This is a genomic window from Deltaproteobacteria bacterium (assembly GCA_009930495.1).
Lineage (GTDB): Bacteria > Desulfobacterota > Desulfovibrionia > Desulfovibrionales > Desulfomicrobiaceae > Desulfomicrobium.
Window position 1 is genome coordinate 1 of record RZYB01000225.1, and the last position, 3,512, is coordinate 3,512.

Consider the following 3,512-nt stretch of genomic DNA (forward strand, 5'->3'; position numbering starts at 1 on the left):
CGACCGCCGTGGCCGGGGGGCCGAAGTCGCGCTCGGTGCGGTTGCAGTGGACGAGGATGCGCCGTTCCTCGGCCGGGGTGAGCATGGACACCTTGCCCAGGGCCGCCTCCGGGGACTGGGCCAGCGCCTCGAGCAGGACCAGCCAGTGATCGCGCACGGCCTCCATGCGCCAGTCGTCGAAAAGAGTGGCGTTGTAGTGGATGACGCAGGTCAGCCGGCCGGGATCGGACCATTCCATGGCCAGCTCCGTTCCGGTCAGGCCGGAACTTTGCCTGGGCGTGATCGTCAGATCCGGAGCGTTGGCGGCCGGAGGCTGGTTCTCGAACACGAACAGCTGGTCCAGGCCCGCGCCGGCCAGATTCCTCATTTCGGCCTGGGAGCAGACGGCATGTGGCTCGGCGTCGAGATTCCAGGTCTGGATGGTTCTGGCCAGCCCGACAAAAGATTCCGTGGCCGGGCACGCGACCCGCACGGGCATGGTCGCCACGCACAGGCCCACCAGTCGTTCCACGCCGGGCACGGCGGCCGGGCGGCCGGAAACGACGGACCCGAAGACAACCTCGTCCTGATTGGCGTGGCGGGCCAAAATCACGGCCCAGGCCGCCTGGAGCAGCGTACTCAGGGTCAACCCCTGGTCGGCGGCGAGTTCGCGCAGCTTCCGATCCACTTGTCGGGGCAGGGCAAAGGTCAGGCGGCGCGGCCGGGATGCGCCGCGCCCGTTTTGGGCGCGTGGAAGCAGGGCCGGCGCGCCCGCGCCACGCAGGGCTTCGCGCCACCAGGCGAGATCCGTTTCCAGGTCGCGGCCGGATAAAAACCGCATGTATCCGTTGAAAGACACGGCCGGGTCGGTCGGGGCCTCGGGCGCGAAGAGTTCGCCCAGCACCCGGCCCAGGCTCCACCCGTCCAAAACGAGATGATGCCAGGACAGGAGCATGCGGAAACGTCCGTCCCCGAGGCCGAAGAGGACAATCCGGACCAGGGGGCCGTGGTCCAGGCGCGGCGGGACCAGGCCGGCCTGGATCTGGCGCATGCGTTCGTCCTGGGCCGGTGCGTCGAGGCCGCGCAGGTTCTCGAAACGAAAATCGGTCGCGCCGCGCTCCAAAACCACCTGCCAGGGACGTTCCCCGTCCAGGTCAAAGACCGTGCGCAGGGCGTCGTGCCGGGCCACGAGCAGACGCCAGCGCTCCCGCAGGGCGTCGGGGTCGAGGCGGCCGTCCAGGTCGGCCCAATTGTCGATCACATAGGCGGCTGGCTCGGCTTCCCGCGCCGCGAGCATGGCTTCCTGCATGGGCGTGACCCGGTACACGGCCCGCACGCCCCTGTCCGCGAAGCGGGCCTGGACGCGCTCCCGCTCCGTCGGCGACACGGCCGGATCGCGCCACTGCTCGGCTGCCGGGGACGCCGCGCCGGCAGCCTCGGCGGCAACCAGGGATCGCGCCACCGCCGCCAGTCCGGCGCGGGCGAACAGGTGTTTGAGGTCCAGCCTGAATCCCTTGGCCCACAGCCGCGAGGCGACCATGAGCGCCTTGATGGAATCGCCGCCGAGTTGGAAGAAATCGTCCGTCAGGCCGATCCGGTCCCGTTCCAGAACCTCGGCCAGGATCGTGCAGAGAATTTCCTCCGCCGGGGTCGTGGGCGGCACGAAGTCCGCCAGCGCGGGTTTGGGCGCGGGCAGGGCCTTCTTGTCGATTTTGCCGCTGGCGGTCAGGGGCAGGGAATCCAGAAAAAGAACATGCTCCGGCACCATGTACGGCGGCAGCCCCTCGGCCAGGAAATCCCGCACGGACGGGACGTCCAGATCCGCGCCGTCACGCGTCACGATATAGGCGCACAGCTGCCCGCCATCGGCCCTGACCACGCACTGCGCCACCAGCGGATGGGCCTGGGCGGTCTTTTCGATCTCGCCCAGTTCGATGCGGTGGCCGCGAATCTTGACCTGCTGGTCGATGCGGCCCAGAAATTCGATGCTCCCGTCGGGCAGCCAGCGGCAGAGATCCCCGGTTTTGTACATGCGCGCCGTGTCCGGTCCGGTCGCGAAGGGGTTGGGAACAAAGGACGCCGCGGTCAGCTCCGGCCGGTTCAGATAGCCGCGCGCCACCTGCACGCCGGTGATGCACAGCTCGCCGGCCACGCCCATGGGTTGCAGGCGGCCGCCACGGTCCAGAATGTACATGTCCGTGTTGTCCACGGGCAGGCCGATGGACAGGGGGCTGGCGTGGGCGAAGTCGCGGCAGCTGGTCGAGGTGATGGCGCACTCGGTCGGCCCGTAGTTGTTGTAGAGCAGAAAGGGATAGTCTCCCTGGGGCTTGAAGACGTCGCCGCCGGCGGTCAGGCTGCGCAGGCCCTGGCCGGAGTGTTCCTTGAGAAAGAGCGCGGCCACGTGCGGCGGCATCCAGGTGTCGGTGATGGCGTTGTCGCGCAGGGAGCGGGCCAGGGCGGGCAGATCCCGGCGCAGCTCGTCGCCGAGCACATGCAGGACCGCGCCGGACACCAGACCCGGAAAGAGTTCCCAGATGGCCACGTCGAAGGCGTGGGCGGCGAAGAGGGTCAGCCGGGAATCCGGTCCCAGGCCGTACTGGCGCGCCGTCCACAAGGTCTGGTTGGTCAGGGCGCGATGTTCGACGGCCACGCCCTTGGGTAGACCCGTGGTGCCCGAGGTGTAGATGACATAGGCTAGGCTGTCCGGACTTTGGGCCGGCAAGACGGCGTCGGTCGCATCCGCGAACAGGTCCGGGTCGTTGACGTCGAAGCGCGGCAGATCGCTGTCCAGATTTTCCAAAAGAGCGGTTTCGCCGATCACGGCCAGGGCGCCGGAATCCTCCAGTTGAAAAAGCAGGCGCTTGGCCGGCGCGTCGGCGGCCAGGGGCAGGAAGGCCGCGCCGCTTTTGAGCACGGCCAGCAGGGCCACGGCGAAGAAGGGACCGCGATGCAGGAGCACGGCCACGATGCGTTCCGGTCCGGCGCCAGCCGTCGCCAGCCGCCGGGCCAGGGCGTCGCTGGCCCGGTCCAGCTCGGCGTATGTCATGCGACGATCGTGGAAAACCAGGGCCGTGGCCGCGGGTTGGCGGGCCGCTGTCCGCCGAAAGAGTTCGACCACGCTCGCTGCGGGATAGGTCATCACCGGCGCGCGGAACCGCGCAAGCAGGGTCTCGCGCATGCGCGGCGAAACAAGATCGATGGCGGCCAGCGTCGTGGCCGCGTCGCGGGTCACGGCATCGAGGGCCGTGGCGTAGGCCTCGGCCAGCGCTTCCACCCGCCACTGCTCGAAGCTGGCCGCGTTGGAGACGAGAAATCCGTCCAAGCCTTCGCGTTCCTCCCAGACCACGGCGAAGTCGAAGCTCGTCTGGCTGAACTCCTCCGCGGCCGTGATGGCCAACTCCGACCCGCCGTGCGGCGCGGGGTAGTTTTCGAGTACGAAGAAATGGGTCAGCAGGTCCTGGCCCACGCCCGCCGCGCCCTGAATCTCGGCCAGGGAGCAGTGGGCGTGCTGACGCGCCGTCAGGCCGTCGTCG

At 69.0% G+C, this 3,512-nt stretch carries 1 protein-coding gene; it reads right to left on the bottom strand.

The features are described from left to right. The coding region (locus EOL86_12895; GenBank protein NCD26472.1) for an amino acid adenylation domain-containing protein at positions 1 to 3,512 on the bottom strand (3,512 nt) is incomplete at both ends.